The sequence below is a fragment of the Anaerofilum hominis genome, from assembly GCF_014287275.1.
GTDB classification, from domain to species: domain Bacteria; phylum Bacillota; class Clostridia; order Oscillospirales; family Ruminococcaceae; genus Pygmaiobacter; species Pygmaiobacter hominis.
Genome location: NZ_JACONZ010000003.1, coordinates 29,437 through 45,216, shown reverse-complemented (window position 1 = coordinate 45,216; position 15,780 = coordinate 29,437). Strand labels below are relative to the sequence as shown.

General features: G+C 64.7%; 14 protein-coding genes. 4 read left to right on the top strand and 10 right to left on the bottom strand.

The window, feature by feature from the left end; all coding sequences use genetic code 11:
• Positions 1 to 20: 20 nt before the first annotated feature.
• Positions 21 to 947 (bottom strand): NAD(P)/FAD-dependent oxidoreductase, encoded by a 927-nt coding sequence (locus tag H8S23_RS08825; RefSeq protein WP_186887983.1) that lies wholly within the window; start codon positions 945 to 947, stop codon positions 21 to 23.
• A gap of 736 nt (positions 948 to 1,683) precedes the next feature.
• On the opposite strand from H8S23_RS08825, the gene H8S23_RS08820 reads away from it, so the two are divergent.
• Both H8S23_RS08820 and H8S23_RS08815 read left to right on the top strand, forming a co-directional pair.
• A complete protein-coding gene (locus tag H8S23_RS08820; protein ID WP_243165966.1) occupies positions 1,684 to 3,042 on the top strand; it encodes an MATE family efflux transporter in 1,359 nt (452 codons plus the stop codon).
• A gap of 83 nt (positions 3,043 to 3,125) precedes the next feature.
• Entirely contained in the window at positions 3,126 to 3,593 is a 468-nt protein-coding gene (locus tag H8S23_RS08815) for an NUDIX domain-containing protein (protein WP_186887981.1), read from the top strand.
• A gap of 187 nt (positions 3,594 to 3,780) precedes the next feature.
• Here H8S23_RS08815 and H8S23_RS08810 read toward each other — a convergent pair whose 3' ends face one another.
• Positions 3,781 to 4,404: a cytidylate kinase-like family protein gene (locus H8S23_RS08810; RefSeq protein WP_186887980.1), complete on the bottom strand. Its 624-nt coding sequence runs from the start codon at positions 4,402 to 4,404 to the stop codon at positions 3,781 to 3,783.
• A 647-nt stretch (positions 4,405 to 5,051) separates the two neighbouring features.
• Between H8S23_RS08810 and H8S23_RS08805 the strand changes: the two genes are divergently transcribed.
• A complete protein-coding gene (locus H8S23_RS08805) occupies positions 5,052 to 5,351 on the top strand; it encodes a phage holin family protein (protein WP_186887979.1) in 300 nt (99 codons plus the stop codon).
• Between the two features lie 586 nt (positions 5,352 to 5,937).
• Positions 5,938 to 6,099: a hypothetical protein gene (locus H8S23_RS08800; RefSeq protein WP_186887978.1), complete on the top strand. Its 162-nt coding sequence runs from the start codon at positions 5,938 to 5,940 to the stop codon at positions 6,097 to 6,099.
• A gap of 211 nt (positions 6,100 to 6,310) precedes the next feature.
• Here H8S23_RS08800 and H8S23_RS08795 read toward each other — a convergent pair whose 3' ends face one another.
• The 8 genes from H8S23_RS08795 to H8S23_RS08760 form a co-directional block, all read right to left on the bottom strand.
• A complete protein-coding gene (locus H8S23_RS08795; RefSeq protein ID WP_186887977.1) occupies positions 6,311 to 7,630 on the bottom strand; it encodes a sulfatase family protein in 1,320 nt (439 codons plus the stop codon).
• Complete coding sequence (locus H8S23_RS08790) at positions 7,627 to 8,472, bottom strand: histidinol-phosphatase (protein WP_186887976.1); 846 nt, start codon at positions 8,470 to 8,472, stop codon at positions 7,627 to 7,629. The genes H8S23_RS08795 and H8S23_RS08790 overlap by 4 nt, the downstream gene beginning before the upstream one ends.
• A complete protein-coding gene (locus H8S23_RS08785) occupies positions 8,469 to 9,287 on the bottom strand; it encodes a creatininase family protein (protein WP_186887975.1) in 819 nt (272 codons plus the stop codon). The genes H8S23_RS08790 and H8S23_RS08785 overlap by 4 nt, the downstream gene beginning before the upstream one ends.
• Positions 9,288 to 9,534: 247 nt before the next feature.
• The gene (locus H8S23_RS08780) at positions 9,535 to 10,587 is read right to left on the bottom strand and encodes a substrate-binding domain-containing protein (protein ID WP_186887974.1); all 1,053 of its coding nucleotides are present in this window, start codon (positions 10,585 to 10,587) and stop codon (positions 9,535 to 9,537) included.
• A gap of 150 nt (positions 10,588 to 10,737) precedes the next feature.
• On the bottom strand, positions 10,738 to 11,733 hold the full coding sequence (locus tag H8S23_RS08775) for an ABC transporter permease (protein ID WP_186887973.1): 996 nt from the start codon (positions 11,731 to 11,733) through the stop codon (positions 10,738 to 10,740).
• Complete coding sequence (locus tag H8S23_RS08770; RefSeq protein WP_186887972.1) at positions 11,726 to 13,234, bottom strand: sugar ABC transporter ATP-binding protein; 1,509 nt, start codon at positions 13,232 to 13,234, stop codon at positions 11,726 to 11,728. The genes H8S23_RS08775 and H8S23_RS08770 overlap by 8 nt, the downstream gene beginning before the upstream one ends.
• Before the next feature lie 220 nt (positions 13,235 to 13,454).
• Positions 13,455 to 14,567, bottom strand: coding sequence for a substrate-binding domain-containing protein (locus H8S23_RS08765; protein ID WP_186887971.1), 1,113 nt, complete (start codon positions 14,565 to 14,567; stop codon positions 13,455 to 13,457).
• A gap of 39 nt (positions 14,568 to 14,606) precedes the next feature.
• The gene (locus tag H8S23_RS08760; RefSeq protein ID WP_186887970.1) at positions 14,607 to 15,752 is read right to left on the bottom strand and encodes a hypothetical protein; all 1,146 of its coding nucleotides are present in this window, start codon (positions 15,750 to 15,752) and stop codon (positions 14,607 to 14,609) included.
• Positions 15,753 to 15,780: the final 28 nt, after the last annotated feature.

Here is a 15,780-nt window from a genome sequence, read left to right as displayed (position 1 = left end):
CGGGCCGGGCGGCGCCGGCCTTACAGCGTCGCGTCCCCCGACAGGTCCGCGACCGCACTGCTGGCGGCCAGCGCGCCGTCCGCCGTGGCGGTCACCAGCTGGCGCAGGGTCTTGCTGCGGGTATCGCCCGCCGCGTAGACCCGCGGCAGGGCGGTGCGGCAGTCCGCATCCGCCTGCAGGTATCCCTCCGGCGTCAGGGGAAGCGCGCCGCGGAACCGCTCGTTCTGCGGGATCAGCCCCACCGCCACAAAGACCGCCGCCACCGGGATCTCCCGGTCGGGCGCGCCCGCCGTGCTTTTGACGAGGATGCTCTCCACCTTTTCCGCACCGCGCACCTCCGCCACGGCCGCGTCCAGCACAAACTCCACCCGGGGGTTGGCGCGCAGCTTGGCCAGCTCCGCCTCGGTGGCCCTGAAGCCCTGTCTGCGGTGGATGAGGACCACCTTTTCGCAGAGGGTGGCAAGATACAGCGCATCCTCCACCGCCGTGTTGCCGCCGCCGACCACCGCCACGGTCTTACCCGCAAAAAACGCGCCGTCGCAGGTGGCGCAATAGCTGACGCCCCTGCCCAGCAGCCTGTCCTCACCCGGGCAGCCGAGCTTGCGGCGCTGGACGCCCCCGGCCAGGATCACCGCCCGCACCCGCCAGTCGCGGGAGGCGCCGTGCAGCACCTTGACCTCGCCCTCGAGGTCGGCAGAGAGGATCTCCTCGTACTCCACCGCCGCGCCAAACCCGGTCGCCTGCTCGTACAGGGCGGTGGCGAACTCGACGCCGCTGACCTTGCCCAGCGCGGGATAATTCTCCACCTCCGGCGAATTGATGATCTGGCCCCCGTGGACCTCTTTTTCAAAGCAGACCGCGGAAAGACCGCCCCGCGCCGCATAGACGGCCGCCGCCAGGCCCGCCGGGCCCGCGCCGACGATCCCCACGTCGTAATCGCATTCCATTTTGCACTCTCCTGTCCGTTTTTGCGTTCCGCTTTCTCCTCCGCGGCGGCCCTGCGGCCCGCGCGGAAAAGCGCTTTTTGTCTATTATAGGCGAATCCCCCTGCCCCGTCAAACGCTTCTCCCCTGGCGGCAGCGCCCGGGCGGCGCGTCCGTGCGAGACGGCGCGGGCCCGGCTTTCACGGGCCGCAGCGGCAGGACCGCAGCGCCCCGGGCGAAAATTGCCCGGGTCAGGGAGGGCGGCGTCCCTGCGTTTTACGCGGTGGGCAGACCCCGCTTCGGGCGAAAGCCGCCCGGTGCGGGGAGGATGGCGTTCCGCTGCCCCCGCGGCTGCCGGGGCGCGGTCTGCCCGGGAAAGAGGCCGCAGCAGGCGGCTCCCGCACCGGCGCCCGCGGCAGGCAAACGGAGTCCCTGCCCTCTGCGGGGAACCCACCCGGACGGCGGCCGTCCCGGCGGCGCGCGGTGCTCTGCCGCGCATCTGCCCGGATACCTGTAGGATGACTTTCGGCGGCCGCCCCGGCGCGCGGTATGCGGTGCTTGGCGGCAAAATTTTTTCTGTTTTAAATAGTTCACAAAAGAACCATCTTGTATTTTTTCCCCGCCCGCTCTATAATAGGTATCTGGCGGCTTTTGCCCCGCCTGTCCGCGCCAGGCGCGCCGGGCGGGGCGGGTTTGTCCCTTTCTGCATTTCTATGAACCCGCGCCGCGGATTATGTTGTCTTTCAAGGAGGTCCTTCCATTGGCTCAGTCTCAAAGCGAGCTCGGCACCAAACCCATCGGCAGGCTGCTCTTCAAACTGGCCGTGCCCACGGTGATCGCCCAGCTCATCAACGTGCTTTACAACATCGTCGACCGCATCTATATCGGCAACATCCCGGGCACCGGCGCGCTGGCGCTCACCGGCCTGGGGGTCACGTTCCCCATTTTGATGATCATCTCCGCCTTTGCCGCCTTTGTGGGGATGGGCGCCGCGCCGCTGGCCAGCATGCAGATGGGCGCGGGCAAAAATGAAAAGGCGGAAAAGATCCTCGGCACCAGCACCCTGCTGCTGACCCTTTTGGCCGTGGTGCTGACCACTGTGTTTTTGATCTTCAAGCGGCCGCTGCTCTATCTGTTCGGCGCGTCGGACAACATCATCGGCTATGCGCAGGACTATATCTCCATCTATCTGCTGGGCACCGTCTTTGTGATGTTCTCGCTGGGGCTCAACGCCTTTATCAGCGCCCAGGGCTTTGCCACCACCGCCATGCTCAGCGTGCTGATCGGCGCGGTGAGCAATATCGTGCTGGACCCCATCTTTATCTTTGCGCTGAACATGGGGGTGCGCGGCGCGGCGCTGGCCACCATCATCTCACAGGCTGTCAGCGCGGTGTGGATCGTCTGGTTCCTGCTGGGCAAAAAGACCCATCTGCGCATCCGCAAAGAGAACCTGCGCCTGACGCCGGCCCTGGTGGGTTCCATCGCGGCGCTGGGCGTGTCCCCTTTCATCATGCAGTCCACCGAGAGCCTGGTGAACATCGTGCTCAACCGCGGGCTGCAGAACTACGGCGGCGATCTGTATGTGGGCACCCTCACCATCATGACCAGCCTGCTGCAGTTCATCATGCTGCCCACCCAGGGCATCGCCCAGGGGGCGCAGCCCATCATCAGCTACAATTTCGGCGCGGGCAATGCCGGCCGCGCCAAAGAGACCTTCCGCAAACTGCTCACCGTCACCCTCTCTTTCACGGTGCTGTGCTGTCTGGCGGTGGTGCTGTTCCCCTCCGTCTTTGCCCGCATCTTCACGCCCGACGCCCAGCTGCTGGGCATGACGGCCACGGTGATGCCCATCTACTTTGCCGGCATCTGGGCGTTCGGCATCCAGATCGCCTGTCAGATCACCTTTCTCTCGCTGGGCCAGGCCAAGATCAGCCTGTTCCTTGCCCTGCTGCGCAAGATCTTTTTGCTGATCCCGCTGGCGCTGCTGCTGCCCCGGTTTTTCGGCGTCATGGGCATCTACTGGGCCGAGCCCATTGCGGACATCGCAGCTTCCTGCACCTCTCTTGTCATCTTCCTTGTCAAGCGCAAGCAGATCTTCACGCGCCGCGAGACCGCCTGAGCCCCGCCATTCTCCGCTTTTTGCTTTCCAACGCCCGCGGCTTGTGTTAAAATAATAACAGGAGCTGAAAGGAGGCGTCCAACATGCCGGAAGCGGCCTTTTACTACAAAAACCCCGCTGCGCCCCGGCCCAACAAGCCCCCGATCCTGGGCGCCTGCGCCATCATCCAGTACCGCAGCACTTATCTGATGGAGAGCCGGGCCGACAGCGACCGCTGGGCCTTTATCGGCGGCGCCATGGAGCCGGAGGAGAGCCTTGAGGACTGCATCCTGCGGGAGATCCGCGAGGAGACCGGCCTTGCGGTGTCCCCGGGCCTGCTGCAGTTTGTGGGGGTCTACTCCGACCCCAGCCGCATCGCCGCTTACCCGGACGGCAATATCGCCCGTATCATCAGCGCGGTCTACTGGATCGTGCTGGAGGACGAGCCGGTGCTGCACTGCAGCAAAGAGTCGCGGCAGCTGCAGTTTTTTACCATCGAACAGCTGGCGCCGCTGACGGTCGCCGAGACCCAGCTGGACATCCTGAGCGATTTTATCGAAGCCCTGCTCTGAGCCGGCGGCGGACGGTCTTTCGCCCTTGCCGCCTGCGCGCAGATCAAAAGCATACAGATAACGCCCGCGCTTTGCCGATGCAAAGCGCGGGCGTTTGTGTTTCAGGGCGCAGGGCGCAAAGACCGCAGGGGCCGGGGCCCCTGAGACCCCGGCCGGAAGCGGATGGGTGCGCGTGCTGACGCGGGCCTCAATCGCCGAGGCGGATATCCAGAAATTTTTCCACCAGGCCGACGCATTTGTCCAGGCCCAGATCGGCGGAATTGAGGCAGAGGTCGTAATGGCTGGCGTCCCGCCAGTCGGTGCCGGTAAAGGTGCGGTAATAATTGGCCCGGCGCTTGTCAACGCGCGCGATCTCGCGGCGGGCCGCCTCCTCGCTCAAATTATGGCGCTCCATAATGGTGGAGATGCGGGCCGCCAGCGGGGCGTGGACGAACACCCGCACCACATTTTCATAGTCCTTGAGGATATAGTCCGCGCAGCGGCCGATGATGACGCAATTTTCGGTGCGGGCCAGCTCCAGGATGACCCGGGCCTGATAGCGGAACAGATTCTCGTTGGAGACAAAATCGTCCCGGTCGGGCGGGATCACCTCGCCCTTATAGGCGTCCTGGGCCACCCGGAAGAGATGCGTGCGCTTGACCTCCTCGTCGGCCCGGGCAAAAAGCTGCTCGCTGATGCCGCTCTCATCCGAGGCCAGCCGCAGCAGGTCGCGGTTATAAAAGGGCACCCCCAGCCGCTGGGCCAGCTTTTCCCCGACCGCGCGGCCGCCGCTGCCATTTTCCCGGGCAATGGTGACGACGAACTTTTTCATGATGATCCCTCCTCTGGGTCCGGTTTTTGAGCCGCGGCCCCCGGAAGAGCGTTTCTCTCCCCGCCGGGGCGGCCCGCCTTTTGGCGGCGCGGCCCTTTCCAACTTCAGTATAGAGAATCACAGAGGCAAAATCAATGCGCGGGGGCAAGTTTTTTGCGCCCGGCGCAAAAAATATCCCTGCCCGGCGCAGCCGCCGGGAACAGGGGCCGGTCTCAGCCGCTGCCCCGCGCAGCAAACACCGGCGCGCGGCGCTGAAACACCTTGCCGGGCATGCCTGCGCGCCCGCCTGCATACACTGGAAAAAACAGTCCTCTCATGCGGGCGCCGCATCGGCCGTTCCGCCGCGCGGACACCGCGCGGCGGTGAGACAGCCGGCCGCCCCGTGCGGGACCGGGGCGGTGCGGCGGCGCACAGGGAACGCCACGTCCGCCGCCGGGACGAGCAGAGCAAAAGCGGAGCTTGCTCCAAAGAGAGCCGCTTTTTTCAAAAAGGAAAAGCGCCCTGCCCGGAAAGCCGTTTTTAAAAGGCGGCCCGGCCGCAAAAGGGGCGTGCTGAAACCGCGGGGCGCTTTCTGCCGTGGGCGGGCGCCGCCCGGCAGCGGCCGGGCCCGATCTGCCGTTTTTGTCCAAAAAGGGGGAACGAGCGCGATGGATCTGGAACTTTGCAAAAAATTTATCCAGCCGGAGCTGCTGGCGCTGGTGCCGGCGCTCAATTTTCTCGGCACCCTGCTCAAGCGCTCGGCCTCGGTGCCGGACAAAAACATCCCGCTGCTGCTGGGCTGTGCGGGGGTACTGCTCTCCGCGGTCTGGGTGGTGGGCCAGAATACGCCCCGGGGCCTCTCCCAGGTGCTGACCGCCGTGTTCACCTCCCTGGTACAGGGTCTGCTCTGCGCGTCGGGCAGCGTTTACCTGCACCAGCTGATGAAACAGCGCAAAAAGCCCTCCTGAACGGTACACCGCCCGAAAGACAAAACAAAAAACGATCCATAGAGCGCCGGCTGCTGTGCCAAGGACGGGCCGGCGCTTTGTCCTGCCCGCCGCCGTATTTTTGCCCGGCCCCCGTCTTTGCACCTTTGCCGGGCGGTAAGAAAAAGTTTTTCAGACCGTCCTGCGGCCCATGCCCGCCTGCGTCAGTGCTCAGCCCGTCCCGCGCACCGGCCTGAAACAGGTGCGTGCAAGCCAAAAGCCCTCCGCTGCCTGCCTGCGGGGGCAGGACCAAGGCCGCAGCGTCAGGCCAAAAACGGCTGTCGTGCCCGGGGCGCGGGACCCGGCGGCTTTCGTGGTCCGGGGACGCGCAGCGCTCCCCCCGACAAAAAAGCAGCGCCCATCCACTTTTGTGGACGGGCGCGTGTAAAAGATGGGCTTTTCTCCGCAGCTTTTGCAGCGGCCCGGCTGGCGCGCCCGCTGCTGAGATCCAAGCTGCCGTGAGGGCTTTGCCTCTCGCCGCTGAGTGGCAGCCGGGCAAAGGACCGCCAAATCTTGCCCACGGCCATTTTTTGTTTTTATTCACCGCGGCCCGAGGCGGGCCAGATGGATGCCCAAACAGCCTCGCAGCTGCTTTTTATTGATGCGCAATAAAAAATATGTTGTTTCTATTCGCCGCAGCCTGAGGACAGGCTACATGACTATTAAAAAACAACTTATCTTCATGGCCTGCCCCTCGCCGCCGCTGCACGGCAGCCGCGCGCCGGGATGAAAAGCAGTCGCTGCTCCGCCGCGGCTTTTTTCACCGCTCTCACCAGAACGCAGGTCTGTTTTGCTGCCGCGGATCTCCGCCGCTTTTACGGCGGCGGGAGCCCCGGCCGTACCGGCAGCCCCGCGGACCGGCTGCACTGACGGCACAGGCTTTTAGCCCTGCGGTGCTGTTTTCCGCCTCTGCAGCGGCCCTGTGAAAAAGGAAGTCCTGCTCAGCGCTCCAGCGGCAGGATCACCGGCGTTTCCTCCCCGGAGGCGGCGATCTTCTCCAGCAGCAGGGCGCGCAGCTCTTCCTTGACCTGCCGGCAGGCCGGGTCCGCGATCAGGTTGTTCAACTCCCACGGGTCCTGCTGCAGGTCGTACAGGCACTCCTCCACATACAGATCGCTGCACGCGTCCAGCCAGGGGTTTTTGTGCGGCGCGGTGACGCAGTACTTATAGCGCGGTGTGCGCAATGCGCGGGCGACCTCGCTCTCGCTGATCTGGATGAGCACCGCCTCGTCCCAGCCCGGGATGTCCTGCCCGGCCATGGCGGCGAACGAGCGGCCGTCCATCTCCTCCGCCGGGGCTGCCCCGGCCAGGTCCAGCAGCGTGGGGGCAAGGTCCACCAGCGAGACCGCCTGCCGGGCATGCCGCCCGCCCCGGAACTGCCCGCCCCGGAACACCAGCGGGATGTGGACGCTGGCCTCGTGGCAGGAGCGCTTGTACTCGCCGTTGCGGGTGCGGAAGTGGGAGCCGTGGTCGCAGGTGAACACGATGATGGTGTCCTCGTACATCCCCCGCTCTTTCAGCACCCCCACCAGCCGCTCCAGGTTTTCGTCCAGGCGGCGGATGCAGCCGTAGTAATCAGGCAGGTTGGCGCGCCAGTCGGCGTCGGGTTTGTCCAGCGCCACCAGATCGTCGGGCACCCAGGCGTCCTGATACCGCTGTGCGTACCCTTCAGGGGCCACATAGCGGTTTTGGTTGTTCTGATGATGCGGTTCCAGATAAGAGACGAACAGAAACAGCGGCTCGGCCGGGTCGTGGGCCCGCAGGGTCTCGACGGCATAATCGGTGATGGCGTCCACCCGGTACTTTTCAAACTCGCGCTTGCGGTTCTGCTTGTCAAACACAAAACCGCTTTCGGGGCCGGAGGAAAACTCCAGCAGGTCCGCCGCGATCCAGTAATCCTCATACCCGGCGCGCAGCTCTTCCGGCACCGGCTCCACGCCGGTGCCGGCCAGATGCCACTTGCCCACATAACCGGTCTTATAGCCGGCCGCTTTCATGCGCCGGGCCAGGGTCTGCCCGTCCGCGGGCAGGTCGATGGCGTTGCGATAGCAGCCATTGCGGGTGGCGAACTGGCCGGTCTGGATCACCGCCCGGGCCGGGCCGCACACCGGCTGGCAGCTGACGGCATTGTCAAAAACCACGCCGTCCTCCCCCAGCGAATCCAGAAACGGGGTCAGCCCGTTGGGGCTGCCGTAGCAGCCGCAGCTGTCCGCCCGCTGCTGGTCTGTGAAAAACACCAGGATATTGGGTCTGCGTTTCATACTGTCGCTCCTTTCCGGGCCGGGGCCCGGTTTTTCTCTGTGGGGCCTGCTTTCGCCCCGGCGGCGCCCGGCGCCAGCGGGTCCCGCAGCGCGGCCCTGTCCAGCACCGCAAGGCCCCAGCGCGCCGCCAGGGCCCGGGCGCGGTCCAGCGCCGGCGGGTCCCACAGCCGCAGCGGGTCGTGGGCGTCGCAGCCAAAAATGGCCCTGCACCCCTCCTGGCCCGCGATGCGCCAGAACCGCTCGTCCGGGTAATGGCGGCCCTGCCAGAGCCCCAAAAAGTTGATCTCCAGCGGCAGGCCCCGTCTGTTTGCCGCCCGGCAGAGCCGGCGCAGCTCGCTGTCATACAGGGCTTCGTCCCCGCAAAAATGGATCAGGTCCGGGTGGGCGAGATAGGTGTAGCAGCCCGTCTCGATGCCCGCGATGACCTGGTCGCAGTAGCCCTTGAGGACCGCCGGGTCGGCGGTGGCCGCGCCGCTGTAGGGCGCGCCCTGCTCATTGCCCAGATAGTGCTGCCCCAGCAGAAAATACTCGATGGGCAGCCCCTCCAGCGCCCGCAGCAGCTGGGGGAACAGAGCCGGATAGTACTCCACCTCCAGCCCCAGATGGATGCGGATGTCGTCCCGGTATTCCCGCTTCAGGTCCAGCACAGAGGACACATATCCCTCCAGCTCGCCCATCTCCATCCGAAAATCAGAGCGGTAGCCCCCCGGGAAAGGGTAAGGGGCATGGTCGGAAAAACCCAGCACCTGCAGGCCGCCCTGAATGGCCCGCTCCACATACGCGCGGTCGTCTCCCACGGCGTGCCGGCAGCGGGCGGTATGGGTGTGGTAGTTGGCGGTCATGCCTTTGTCCCCTGCCGGGGTTCCAGCTCTGCATAGGCGGCCAGCACCTGATCCGAAATGCGCTGCACCCCGTTCTCCACATAGCGGCGGCCCAGCTGCGCTGTGGCGTCCCGCGGGTCCTGCTCCACCGTGTGGGCGGCGTTGCCCAGGCCCTGAAACTCCAGCGCGTCGGCAATGCCCCAATCGCAGGTCTTCAGCGGCACCTCTCTGGGCGGCAGCTGGCTCAGGTCCACGCTGTCGCCGCTGATGTACATCTGCATGGCGGTCTCGGAGATGTTGGCGTGGCCCAGGCGCTGGTCGCCCTCTTCCAGCTTCTGCATGGCCCGGGTGAACAGCACGGTGGCGGGCGTGTTGTGGGTGAATTCCCTTGCCAGCCGCTCGCCCGTGGCCAGCTGGCCCGACGCCCCGTGGCCGTTGACTATCACCACCAGCCGAAAGCCCTGTTCCACGATCTGCAGCAGATATTCGCGCAGGATCATGCCAAAGGCCTCCTCGGGGAAATAGCAGCTTTTCACCGGGTTGGCGGGCACGTCCATGCCCACCACATACAGGTCTTCTTCCTCAAAGCCCATGCACTGCAGCTCCTGCGGCGTGCGGGCCCGCTCGGTGCCGCAGTACAGGGTGGGAAACACCACGCCCCCGATCTTTTGTGCCACCCCGCGGGCCACGGCCTGGGCGTCCAGCGGGTCGGTGCCAAAGGGCATGTGCGGCCCGTGCCATTCCAGCGGGCCCACCGGCAGGTAGGCCACTGAAAAGCGCTCCTTTTCCGCCAGAAGTTCGCCCGGCCTCATCAATTCGTACTGTACAGTCCTCACTGTATTACCTCCATCCCCGGCGCGGCCGGGCCTTCTTCTCTGGGAAAAAAGAACAATCGGGAGCTTCCTCCCGATTGTTCCACTTCGTGATCAAAGCTCAGGAACCCGTATTCCCGGCCGGCGGCCGGCCGGGCGGCATCCCGTCTGCACCGGCGGTCCCCCTCCCGCACAGCGGGGCTGCGGGGGCCGCTCTGCCCGGCGGAAAAGTCCCGCCCCATCCGGTGTCCCCGGGTGGGAATATAAGTTCTTACAGCACGTAATCCGCGTAGTTGTCGGGAGTGACGATGACGGCCGGGGTCGCGTACTCCGCGGGGATCTCGGTGCCGTTGACCAGGTACTCGACAACGGCGGTGATCGCCTCTTTGCCGACCACCTTGCCGGAGAAGTAAGCGGAAGCGCGGCAGACGGAGTAGTTGCCGTCGGCCCACTGGTTGACCATCTCGTCAGCACCCAGGGCGATGATGCAGCTGGTGCCGTCCAGGCCCGCCTCTTCCAGCACAGCGCCGCAGCCCAGCACGCCGTTCTCGGACGGGGTCATGACCAGCCAGGTCTTGATCTCGGGGTGGGCGGTGATGACGGCGGAAGCGCTGTTGTAGGCCTCCTCGGACATGCTCACGTAATCGGCCTCATAGGTGCGGTCGCTCAAAGCGTCGCCCAGCTTATCCTTCCAGGCGTCTTTCTCGCCCTCGGTGCGGGGCACGCAGGAGGAGACGGTCTCCATGGTCATGTACAGCAGGCCCACGCTGGGGTCGTCCAGCAGGTCGTTCTCTTTGGCGTAGTCGGCCATCCACTCGCCCGCGGTGTAACCGATGTTATAGGCGTCGATGCCGAACCAGGGGGCGATCTTGTTGCCCTCGGTGTCGATCAGGCCGTCGTCCACCGCGATGATGGGCACGCCCGCCTCGTTGCACTTGTCCACCACCGACTGGGACATGGTCTGGTCGGGGATGCAGGTGACGATCGCGTCGGCGTTGTCGGCGATGGCGGTGTCGATCAGGGTCATGTACTTCTCGGGGTCGCCGTCGCAGTTGTTGAAGTGCCAGGTGGCCTCAAAGCCGTACTTCTCGCCCAGCTCGCTCAGGGTCTTTTCGATCGAGGCGGCCTCGTTGACGAAATAGGTGGACTCCGACTTGTAGATGCCGTAGATGTTCAGGGCCTCCACCTTGCCGCCGGCAGCGGCGGAGCTGGCGTCGGGGGTGGAACCGACAGAGGCGGCGGACGAAGAGCTGTCCGAGCCGCCGCAGGCCACCAGGCTGAGCGCCATCATGCCTGCCAGGAGCAGTGATACAAACTTTTTCATGCTTTTTTCCTCCGTGATTTTTTTATTTTCAGCCGCTGCCGCGGGGAGATCCCGCGGCGCGCGGCCAAAAAATACAGTTTCAGGGCGCCGCGCCAGCGGCCGCAGGGCCGTGCTGCCCAAAGGGCGGGGCCGGCGGCCGGCACACGCTTTTTACAGCGCTTTCATGCTGTCGGCCAGCAGGCGCCGGGCGCGGGTGCGCTGGCGGTAGAAGTCGATGGCCAGCGAGGCGAACAGCAGCATGCCGCGCGCCACGTACTGCCAGTAGGACGATACGCCCACCATGTTCAGGCCGGAGTTGAACGCCTGCACCAGCAGCACGCCCAGCACCACGCTGGGGATGGAGCCGACGCCGCCCACCATGGAGACGCCGCCCAGGTTTGCCGCGGTGATGGCGTCAAAGTGCAGGTTGGGGCTGGCCGCGGGCTGGCCGGAGTTCATGCGGGCGGCCAGGATGATGCCCGCCAGGGCCGCGAACATGGAGGTCATCACATAGCAGATGGTCTTTACACGGTTGGCGTTGATGCCCGCCAGACGGGCCGCCTCGGCGTTGCCGCCGATGGCGAAGATGCTGCGGCCGAACTTGGTCTTGGCCAGGATGTAGGCGAAGATGACGAAGAACACCACCATCAGGATCACCGTGTAGGGGATGCCGTTGTCGCCGCCCAGGCGGGACTTGCCAAAGGCCATAAAGCCCTTGTCCGCCACCGAGACCGGCTTGCCGCCGCACACAAGATAAGCAAAGCCGCGCCACACCGACTGGCTTGCCAGCGTTGCGATAAAGGGCACGATGTTCAGCTTCGTCACCATCAGCGCGTTCAGCAGGCCGGCCACCGCGGCAATGGCGATGGCAGCCAGGCACAGCAGCGGCCAGGGCAGGCTGGTGGCTTTCAGCGCCCAGGCGACGAAAACGCCGGCAAAGGCGGCCACCGCGCCGGCCGACAGGTCGTTGCCGCCGGTCATGATCAAAAAGGTGATGCCGATCGAGGTCAGGCCGATCAGGGTGGACGAGACCAGGATATTGATCAGGTTGGTGTAAGTAAAATAGTTGGGGTTGAGCACCGAGAAGATGACGGTGACCCCCACCAGGGCGCAGATCAGCACCAGCTGGTTGCCGGAAATGGGCAGCTTGAATTTTTTCTCATTCATGAACGTGTTCCTCCATCATTGCCATGGTGAGCAGTGTTTCCTCGGTCGCCTCGGCGGCGGGGATCTCACCCACGATCCGCCTGCCCCGCATGACGACGATGCGGTCCGACAGCCCGATGACCTCGGGCATCTCAGAGGAGATGAGGATCACCGCCAGCCCCTCTTTGGCAAACTTGCAGATCATATTGTAAAACTCGGACTTGGCGCCCACGTCGATGCCCTTGGTGGGCTCGTCCAAAATCAGCACCCGGGGCTGGGTGAGCAGCCAGCGGGCCACGATCGCCTTTTGCTGGTTGCCGCCGGACAGTTCCACGATGGGTTTTTCCAGGTCCGGCGTCTTGATGTTGAACTCCCGCTTGCCGTCGACGCCCATCTGGGTCTCGCGCTTTTTGTCAATGACGCCGAAGCGGTTGGACAGCGCGTCCAGGCTGCCCACCGCGATGTTGCGGCCCACGCTCATGCGCGGGATGATGCCCTCCAGCTTGCGGTCCTCCGACACCATGACCACACCGTTTTTGATGGCGTCATGCGGGGAGCGGCAGACCAGGGGCTTGCCGTCCAGCAGCACCTCGCCCCCGGTGCGCGGGTCCGCGCCGGTGATGGCCCGCACCACCTCGGTGCGGCCGGCGCCCACCAGGCCGGAGAAGCCCACCACCTCGCCTGCCCGCACCACAAAGGATGCGTCTTTCAGGTAAGGCGAGCTGAGGCCTTTTACCTCCAGCACCACTTCGCCGATCTGTTTGTCCTTGTCCAGGGCGGCAAAGACGTCGCCCAGATCGCGTCCCACCATCTTTTCGATCAGCTGCTTGTCGGTGATCTCGTGGATCGGGGCCTCCCCCACAAAGCAGCCGTCCTTGAAGATGGCCACCCGGTCGGCGATCTCGCGGATCTCCGCCATGCGGTGCGAGACGTAGATGATCACCTTGCCCTCGTCCCGCAGCTTGCGGATGATGCGGAACAGGCTGTCGATCTCGGCGTCGCTCAGGCTGGCCGTGGGCTCGTCGAAGGCGATCATCTTCAGGTTCTCCCGGCTGTAGGCCTTCATGATCTCCACCATCTGCTGATAGGCCACGCTCAGGTCTTTCACCCTGTCGGTGGAGCGCATGTCCAGCCCGAACTCGTCAATGATCTTCTGCGCCCGCTCGTGGACCTCGTTCATTTTGATGTGGCCCAAAAAGCCGGTGGGCAGCCGCCCCAGAAAAATGTTTTCCCCCACCGTCAGCTCCAGCATGATCTGGCGCTCCTGGTAGATGACGCCGATGCCCGCGGCCACCGCCTCGCGGGGGCTGCTGAAATGGCAGGGCTCGCCGTTGACGAGATAGTCGCCCATGTCCTGCTGATAATCCCCGTTGAGGACTTTCAGCAGCGTGGACTTGCCCGCGCCGTTTTCCCCCATCAGGGCCAGGACCTCCCCGCCCCTGGCGGTGAAGCTGATGTCATCCAGGGCTTTCACGCCGGGAAAGTACTTTGTGATGTTTCTGAACTCGATAACGTTTCCCATTTCCTTCTCCCTTATCACTTTTATCCGCGGCGATCCGGCCCGCACGCAGGCTTTCCCGCAGATATTTGCTCTGATTTTATGATAAATGATTATATTGCTTTTCAAAAGTCTATTTTTTATGTGAAAAATAACATGCTTTTTAGACGGTGGCAAAAGCGGCACCCCTCCCCCGCAGCTGCGGGCGCCGGCAGCGCCGCTTTTGTGACTAAAAAAACGCAGATCAGTGCCCGCCCGGATCGCCGCCGGGCAGATAGCGCCGCAGCAGGGCGGTGAGCTCTTTCCGGCCCTGCACACAGCAGGTGCGCACCATCTTTTTTATCCGGTACTTGATGGCGCTCTCGGTCAAAAAACAGGTCTCGGCGATCTTTTCATAGGGTTCCCCCCGCAGCAGCAGGCGGATGATCTCGTGGTCCGGGTCCTCGCACCCGCCCAGCAGCTTTTCCAGCAGCATCATCTCGTTGAGTTCCCGGTCCTCATAAAAGACGTCCGGCTCGTCGGGCAGCGCCGGCGCCTTTTCTCTGGGGCGGGGCGGCGGTGCCGGGGCAACGGCCCCGTCCAGCAGGCTGAAATCCCAGCGGATCATCATGATGATATGGGACAGGTAAGGGTTTTTGCGCAGATTTTCCAGCAGGGTCACCGCGGCCCGGCCGTACTCGACAAAATTCACCCGCACCGACAGGATATGCCCGCCGTACAGCTGGGCGAGCCGCGCGTCGGCGCAGCCGGCGATGGCAAGGCGTTCCAGCTGCGCTTTGTCCCGCAGCCCCAGCCGCCGCACCAGCGAGATGGCCGCAAAATCGTTGGCGCAGATCACGGCGTCGTATTCGTCCGCCCGGCCCATGAACTCTTCAAAGCAGTTCTCCAGCGAGCCGCTGTTGAAGAACACATCCTGCCGGCCGTCCTCCTCCCCGGCCGCCGCGCGGGCGGCCAGATAACTGTTCATGCGGCTTTCATCCGAGACCGACTGCGGGTTGACGCCATACAGCGCGATGCGGCCATGCCCCCGGGCGCGCAGCAGTTCCACCAGGCGGCGCATCGAGTTGATCACGTCGCTGCAGACGGTGCTGTAGTCCGCGTCAAAGGTGTGATAGGCCTGGTTGCACAGCAGGATCGGGTATACCCCCAGCCGGTTGCAGGCCGTCAGCGCCGCCCGCACCCAGGCGTTGTCCGAGCCGATGAGGTAGATGTAGCGGTCGTCCGCGTCCGCCTCGTCCAGCGAGGCGATCTGACGGAACGGCACCCGCTTCTGCTTGAACTCGCTGGTCAGGCCGTCCAGCAGGTTCAGGCACCAGACGCTGCGGGAATAGCTGGGCTCCACCAGGATCAGGACCATCTGCAGCCTCCTTTTCTCGCGGGCGGCCGGCCCGCGGCGTCATCTGCCGCCCCGGCGGCGCCGGGCGGGAGAAAGCCCCTCCCGGCCGCCGGGCAGCGGCTGGGGCAGATATTCGTTCAACAGGGCCACCAGCTGCTGGCGGCCCTCGACCCGGCACAGCTCCACCATTTTTTTCACCCGGTATTTGATGGCGCTCTCGGTCAAAAAGCACTTTTCGGAGATCATTTGATAAGATTCGCCCTGCAGCAGATGCCACAGCAGCACCCGGTCGGTGTCGGCGCTCTCCCGCAGCAGCCGTTCCACCAGCATCATCTCGTTCAGCTCGCTGTCCTCATAAAAAGCGTCCTGGATCCAGGGCAGCGGGGGATAGCCGTCTCCCGGCGCAGCGGGTGCGGGCGCCCCGGCCCCGGGCTGCAGCGCGCTGAAGTCCCAGCGGATGGTCATGATGATGTGGGACAGATCGGGGTTTTTCCGCAGGTTTTCCAGCAGCGCCACCGCCGCCTTGGCCCGCGCGGCAAAGTTGCCTTTTACCGACAGGATGCGCCCCTCGTAAAACTGGGACAGCCAGCCGTCGGCACAGCTGACGATGAGCAGGCGCTGCGCCCGCTCCGGGTCCCGGCGGGCCAGCCGCCGCGCAAGGGAGACGGCGGCAAACTCGTTGACGCAGATCGCGGCGTCGTATTCCCCGCTGCGGCGCAGAAAGATCTCAAAGCAGTTCTCCAGCGAGCCGTTGTTGAAGAACACGTCGCTTTTTCCCCTGCCGTCCCGCGCCCGGGCGCTGAGGTATCCCTCCTCGCGGGCCTCGTCCGACACCGACTGGGGGTTCACGCCGTACAGGGCCACCCTGTCCAGCCCGCGGGCCGACAGGATCTCCATCAGCCGCCGCATCGAATTGACCACGTCCAGGCAGACGGTGCTGTAGTCCGCGTCAAAGGTGTGATAGGCCTGGTTGCACAGCAGGATCGGGTACACCCCGGCCTGATTGCAGGCCTGCAGCGCCGCTTCCAGCCAGACGTTGTCCGACCCGATGAGATAGATATACCGGCTGTCCGGCCCCGCCTCGTCCAGCGAGGTGATCTGCCGGAACGGCAGCCGTTTCTGTTTCAGCCTGCCGGTCAGGCCCTCCAGAAGGCGGATACACCAGATGCTGTCCGCATAGCTGGCCTCCACCAGGATCAGGATCATCCCCGTCCCATCCCCCTTTCGCCGCGTT

Bases quoted from the DNA above. Each gene is read 5' to 3' on its own strand.
- H8S23_RS08825 (WP_186887983.1), bottom strand. From the start codon at position 947: ATGGAATGCGATTACGACGTGGGGATCGTCGGCGCGGGCCCGGCGGGC.
- H8S23_RS08815 (WP_186887981.1), top strand. From the start codon at position 3,126: ATGCCGGAAGCGGCCTTTTACTACAAAAACCCCGCTGCGCCCCGGCCC.
- H8S23_RS08810 (WP_186887980.1), bottom strand. From the start codon at position 4,404: ATGAAAAAGTTCGTCGTCACCATTGCCCGGGAAAATGGCAGCGGCGGC.
- H8S23_RS08805 (WP_186887979.1), top strand. From the start codon at position 5,052: ATGGATCTGGAACTTTGCAAAAAATTTATCCAGCCGGAGCTGCTGGCG.
- H8S23_RS08800 (WP_186887978.1), top strand. From the start codon at position 5,938: ATGCCCAAACAGCCTCGCAGCTGCTTTTTATTGATGCGCAATAAAAAA.
- H8S23_RS08795 (WP_186887977.1), bottom strand. From the start codon at position 7,630: ATGAAACGCAGACCCAATATCCTGGTGTTTTTCACAGACCAGCAGCGG.
- H8S23_RS08790 (WP_186887976.1), bottom strand. From the start codon at position 8,472: ATGACCGCCAACTACCACACCCATACCGCCCGCTGCCGGCACGCCGTG.
- H8S23_RS08780 (WP_186887974.1), bottom strand. From the start codon at position 10,587: ATGAAAAAGTTTGTATCACTGCTCCTGGCAGGCATGATGGCGCTCAGC.
- H8S23_RS08775 (WP_186887973.1), bottom strand. From the start codon at position 11,733: ATGAATGAGAAAAAATTCAAGCTGCCCATTTCCGGCAACCAGCTGGTG.
- H8S23_RS08770 (WP_186887972.1), bottom strand. From the start codon at position 13,234: ATGGGAAACGTTATCGAGTTCAGAAACATCACAAAGTACTTTCCCGGC.
- H8S23_RS08765 (WP_186887971.1), bottom strand. From the start codon at position 14,567: ATGGTCCTGATCCTGGTGGAGCCCAGCTATTCCCGCAGCGTCTGGTGC.
- H8S23_RS08760 (WP_186887970.1), bottom strand. From the start codon at position 15,752: ATGATCCTGATCCTGGTGGAGGCCAGCTATGCGGACAGCATCTGGTGT.